We start from the raw sequence: 4,555 nt of genomic DNA, 5'->3' as shown, positions 1-4,555 counted from the left end.
AGGTCAATCCCGACTGTGGTAATCTGCTCCATGGACGGCGCTCCTCTGATGATCTCCTGCAACGACAATCATCATGGCACGCAGATGCCGCTCACGAGCGCCGTCCACACCATCACCGTAATTCCCCAGCGCCGGCGCCACCCGCACCACCGCGTCATCCCGGCCCGCCAGCAACGCCGGCGTGCTGGACCAGCGCCAGTCGCCCGCCCGCGCGACCCGTCGCGCCCGCACCGGGTTCAGCGCCACATAGCGCAACGCCGACAGCAGATGGCCCTCATCCATCGCCACCGAGCCATAGCGCCCCTGCCACAGATGCCCGGTGGTGCGCAGCCTGGCGTTGATATAGCCGGTGTAGTGGCGGTGCACCTTGCGGAACGTGCGCCACAGCCCCTCCGCGTCGCCCGGCGTGACCACCAGGTGCACGTGGTTGGGCTAGCTCCACACCTCGACCCCCGCCGCCCGGGCCGCGTCGGCCAGCAGCTCGAGGTAGAGCTGATAGTCGCCGTCCTCAAAGAACGTGCGCGCCCTGCGGTTGCCGCGCTGGGTGACGTGGTGCGGGACGCCGGGGATCACAACGCGGGAAAGGCGGGCCATAGGGTCGAGCGTTGGGGGAGATTGGGGGTTGTTGCGAATGTCGCCGTAATTCGTAATTCCAATTACGCGATGTCACGGTAATTCCCGCAATTGCACCGTAATTGCAGGGTGACCCGTAATTCCTTATCTTGCCTTCGTGGTAGTATAGGTGTTGCCAGCCGCGTTTTGCGGGTGCTACCCGAGTTCGCCTCGGAGAGGACCGGATGCCAGCAGAAATCGAGATGGTTCAGCTCGTCGCTTTTGTTTCGGGCGCGCCGACAGATAATGCCAACACGTTGTGGTCTCGCCTGTTTTCGGACCCGCTATCGAACTTCTCCACTATGGGTCAGATCACGGTGGCCACCGGCCTGACCAATGGAATTCAGCTCCAGTTGCACGTCCAGCCAACGCGGTTCGACATAATCGCGACGGGAGCATCCCCGCAGGACCTTCCGCCCAACTTCCCGCCGAGTTTGCAGGACTTTGAGGCAACGTTGGCCTTGATGAGGCCGCCCTTTGATAAAATCTGCTCTGAGAACGGTGCGGTCAGGCTTGCGTGCGTGGTACAAACGCACGAGCAGGCCGTAAGCGAGAGCGACGCCTCGACGAAAATCGGCGCAGCTATCCAGCTTAACGTGAAGCCCAACTCAGGGGACGTGACGTTTCAAATCAATGTGAAGAAGGCTTCTTATCAGCAGCCCGGGTTAGATATAAATCGCTTATGCCGCTGGAGTACGGCCTCGATCATGATGATGCCGTTTCCGCTACAGGGTAATCCGGCTGGCCTCAACGTACCGATTGGCGGGGCCCCAGTCTGGGTTTCCAATGTCTATATCGATGTAAACACGACGGCTGGAATCCCAATTTCTACAGGAAACATTCCAAAGCTGACGGATGAGCTTATTCAGGAAGCAAAAAACATACTTGAGGGTGGTTATGCCTACCTCTGATATTCCCCCAGATTTATATTTTCCCGTTTCAGCACCGTATTCTTCACCGAAAAGCGCTAGTACTTCGGTTGAAAATCTACCTCTTTCAGCGACAAGCGTGCGCTATGCTTATCAAGCGAAACCTATAAGTGTTCGGACCAGCTCAGCCGCAACAGCTAAGATAGATTATGGTGTTCTTCCAAAATCTACCGGCGTAAACACTCGCGAATATGGATTTTTTGAAACAAGCGGGCCGATCGAAGATAGTTTATTAGCACATTCTAAACATGATAGCAGCATGGCCGAGCTGCACAAACTATCTGCAAGCACTGCTGTTCAGGCAGCGCGCGTCGAACAACTTGCAGTTCAGTTAGAGCGCCTAACCGGTGCCGTGCACCAGTTGGCTACTGACATACGCCATGTGCCTTCACGTGGTTCAGAAGATTCGTCCTTTGTGCCGGCTGTCCACGCGCTTGTCGAAGCAGCGTCAGTTGTTGGCTTGAACGGTGCTGATCTCGCCAACCTAGCTCGCGACCGCCGAGAGCTCGAGGCTTTGTTCAACTTTGTTGCGGACGAACAACGACCTATTGCGGGGCTGGCGAGTGAGGCTGAGGCTGAATTGAAGGCTGAAGACAGCCGTATTAGAGCCGCCGCGGCCCGGGCGCTCGCGCTGCTTGATCCCGAGCGAGCCAAGGCTGTTCTCCCCGATAGTATTGAAAACGAAAAGAGCCGAATGACCGCGGCCATCATGTCAGGGGCGCTCAACGCGGCAATGATATGAGCCTATTTATCAGGACAATAGAGGAGCTAGAGCAGTTCCAAGAGGCATACGAGCAAGGAAAACTGAAAATTTCTGGGTCAGATCCTGTTCCAATAGTCGCTCTGCGAGAGTTTACTCCACGCCCCCGCGACAAAGGCGGACTATCTCTTTTCGAGGTCTCGGACAAAGCCGACGCGTTGCGCGTAGCGGGCGCCGCTTCGTTGCTCGCACAAGATCTCGGGAAAAAGCGCACTATGTTTCTTGCCGCCGGACGCGCAGCGGTCGAAGCTCTCAGTCTAAAGCTTGCCAAGTCTTCTGGGACACTGAAGCATCCCTATGTCGACGATAAACACTGGGAGGCGGATGTCGCCAATCATCATGACGCCTGTCAGCTTGCTCGTCTCTTTTTGCAAGGCGAAATTTTTGTTTATGAGGGCCGCGACGTAGCTAATGAAGCTCGTAGGGCTATTCGCGTTAATGACTTCGACTTCTTGAAGCTTGCAGAGGGCGGCCCAGGAAGTCCGGCTGGAAAGCACTTGCTCGCTTTCGTTCGTGAGCGTGTCGCCCGCGTGGAGGGAATTCCTGTCTAGGGCCTTGATTGGGGCAATGAGTCGGCGTGCTCGCGGCCTCTCAAGGCAATCTCGCTATCCTCCCTGCCCTCCCCACACCATCTCACCCCCCAACACCCCCACCCCACCCGTCCCCCATTGACTCCCGCCCCGCCCTCCGACACGTAGACCCCAACTCTCGCGGGAGAGACTCCTCTTCGCCCCCCAGGCGCCGGAGGAGAGCCGAAGGCGCAACCGCCCCGGAAACGCTCAGGCAAAAGGACCGCGACGGGCTGATGAACGCTGGAAAGATCCTCCGAAGCTCGTGAGAGCGCAGGCGGACGCCGAAGGAGCAAGGACCGCCACAGTCGGCGGTCTGAAATCTCTCAGGTCCAAGGACAGCGGGGGCGCGCGACGTCAGGGGTCCGGGCACGGGCGCCTGCCGGTTCGCGCGGTCGTCAGCCGGAGTTCGCCACTTGTCCGATACGCCCCTCAAGACCACCCCGCTCACCGAGGCGCACGTCGCGCTGGGCGCGCGCATGGTCGCGTTTGCCGGCTATTCCATGCCGGTCCAGTACCCCATGGGCGTGATGGCCGAGCATCTGTGGACCCGCGAACACTGCGGGATCTTCGATGTCTCCCATATGGGCCAGGCGCGCCTGCGCGGCGTCTCGCCGCTGTCGGCGTTCGAGGATGTGGTCCCCGGCGACTTCATCGGCCTGAAGCCCGGCAAGCAGAAGTATTCGGTCCTGCTCAACAAAAAGGGCGGCATCATCGACGACCTGATGGCCGGACGTCCCGATGAAGACGGCCTGTTCGTGGTGGTCAACGGCGCCTGCAAGGACAATGACTTCAGGGTCATCGACGATGAGCTGGCCGGCCAGGTCCAGATCGAGCGGCTGGAGCATCGCGCCCTGATCGCCGTCCAGGGGCCTGAAGCCGCCGCCGTGATCAACGCCCAGGTCCCGGCCACGGCTGACATGGTGTTCATGGACATCCGCGCCCTGCCCGGCTTGGGGACCGACCTGATCATCTCCCGCTCGGGCTACACCGGCGAGGACGGCTACGAGATCTCGGTCCCGGCCACGGAGGCCGCCCGCGTTTGGGCCCTGCTGCTGGCCGACGAGCGTGTCCGGCCCATCGGCCTGGGCGCGCGGGATTCCCTGCGCCTGGAAGCCGGCCTGCCGCTCTATGGCCACGACCTGGACGAGACCGTCTCGCCGGTCGAGGCCGGCCTCACCTTCACCATCAACAAGAACCGCCGCGAACAGCGCGACTTCCCCGGCGCCGCGCGCATCGTCAAGGAACTGGCCGAGGGCCCCGCCCGGGTGAAGGTCTGCCTTCGCGTCCTCGAAGGCGCCCCGGCCCGCGAAGGCGCCGAGGTGGCGGATGAAACCGGCGCGATTATCGGAATTGTTACCTCGGGCGGCTATTCCCCCTGCCTCAAGGGCGGCATCGCGCTGGCCTTCGTCCCGCCAACCCTGAAAGCCCCGGGCACGCCGTTGAAAGTCATCGTCCGCGGCAAGCCACAGGCCTGCGAAGTCGTCACCAGCCCCTTCGTCCCCCACCGCTATGTGCGGAAGGGCGGCGCATGATCCGGCCACAGCCGCCTTTCTCCTCCCCCGTCGGGGGAGGGGGACCGCGGAACGCGGTGGAGGGGGCCAGCCCCATCCGCCGCGCTCTGGTCGAGGGCCCCCCCACCCACCAGCGCGCGGTGCCCCGCCCCCCCGCGGGGGGGGGACAAA

The 4,555-nt window shown here is 61.5% G+C and carries 6 protein-coding genes and 1 riboswitch; of the genes, 4 read left to right on the top strand and 2 right to left on the bottom strand.

Annotated features, from left to right (window positions below):
• Window positions 1-3: 3 nt before the first annotated feature.
• Together ACIQ3B_RS18040 and ACIQ3B_RS18035 are read right to left on the bottom strand one after the other, a co-directional pair.
• The gene (locus ACIQ3B_RS18040; protein WP_397405052.1) at window positions 4-423 is read right to left on the bottom strand and encodes a transposase; all 420 of its coding nucleotides are present in this window, start codon (window positions 421-423) and stop codon (window positions 4-6) included.
• 9 nt (window positions 424-432) lie between these two features.
• Window positions 433-594: a hypothetical protein gene (locus ACIQ3B_RS18035; RefSeq protein WP_397405050.1), complete on the bottom strand. Its 162-nt coding sequence runs from the start codon at window positions 592-594 to the stop codon at window positions 433-435.
• Window positions 595-797: 203 nt separating this feature from the next.
• Between ACIQ3B_RS18035 and ACIQ3B_RS18030 the strand changes: the two genes are divergently transcribed.
• From ACIQ3B_RS18030 to gcvT, 4 genes are all read left to right on the top strand, one after another.
• Window positions 798-1,523: a hypothetical protein gene (locus ACIQ3B_RS18030; RefSeq protein WP_397405048.1), complete on the top strand. Its 726-nt coding sequence runs from the start codon at window positions 798-800 to the stop codon at window positions 1,521-1,523.
• A complete protein-coding gene (locus ACIQ3B_RS18025; RefSeq protein WP_397405046.1) occupies window positions 1,510-2,283 on the top strand; it encodes a hypothetical protein in 774 nt (257 codons plus the stop codon). The genes ACIQ3B_RS18030 and ACIQ3B_RS18025 overlap by 14 nt, the downstream gene beginning before the upstream one ends.
• Window positions 2,280-2,852: a hypothetical protein gene (locus ACIQ3B_RS18020; RefSeq protein WP_397405044.1), complete on the top strand. Its 573-nt coding sequence runs from the start codon at window positions 2,280-2,282 to the stop codon at window positions 2,850-2,852. The genes ACIQ3B_RS18025 and ACIQ3B_RS18020 overlap by 4 nt, the downstream gene beginning before the upstream one ends.
• Before the next feature lie 150 nt (window positions 2,853-3,002).
• Window positions 3,003-3,106, top strand: a riboswitch (glycine riboswitch).
• 180 nt (window positions 3,107-3,286) lie between these two features.
• Window positions 3,287-4,405, top strand: a complete 1,119-nt coding sequence (gene gcvT, locus ACIQ3B_RS18015; protein ID WP_397405042.1) for a glycine cleavage system aminomethyltransferase GcvT — start codon at window positions 3,287-3,289, stop codon at window positions 4,403-4,405.
• Window positions 4,406-4,555 lie beyond the last annotated feature (150 nt).

The sequence above is a fragment of the Phenylobacterium sp. genome (genome assembly GCF_044358365.1).
In the GTDB taxonomy this organism is placed as follows: domain Bacteria; phylum Pseudomonadota; class Alphaproteobacteria; order Caulobacterales; family Caulobacteraceae; genus Phenylobacterium.
This window is presented reverse-complemented; position numbering and strand designations above follow the sequence as displayed.

Bases quoted from the DNA above. Each gene is read 5' to 3' on its own strand.
- ACIQ3B_RS18030 (WP_397405048.1), top strand. From the start codon at position 798: ATGCCAGCAGAAATCGAGATGGTTCAGCTCGTCGCTTTTGTTTCGGGC.
- ACIQ3B_RS18025 (WP_397405046.1), top strand. From the start codon at position 1,510: ATGCCTACCTCTGATATTCCCCCAGATTTATATTTTCCCGTTTCAGCA.
- ACIQ3B_RS18020 (WP_397405044.1), top strand. From the start codon at position 2,280: ATGAGCCTATTTATCAGGACAATAGAGGAGCTAGAGCAGTTCCAAGAG.
- ACIQ3B_RS18035 (WP_397405050.1), bottom strand. From the start codon at position 594: ATGGCCCGCCTTTCCCGCGTTGTGATCCCCGGCGTCCCGCACCACGTC.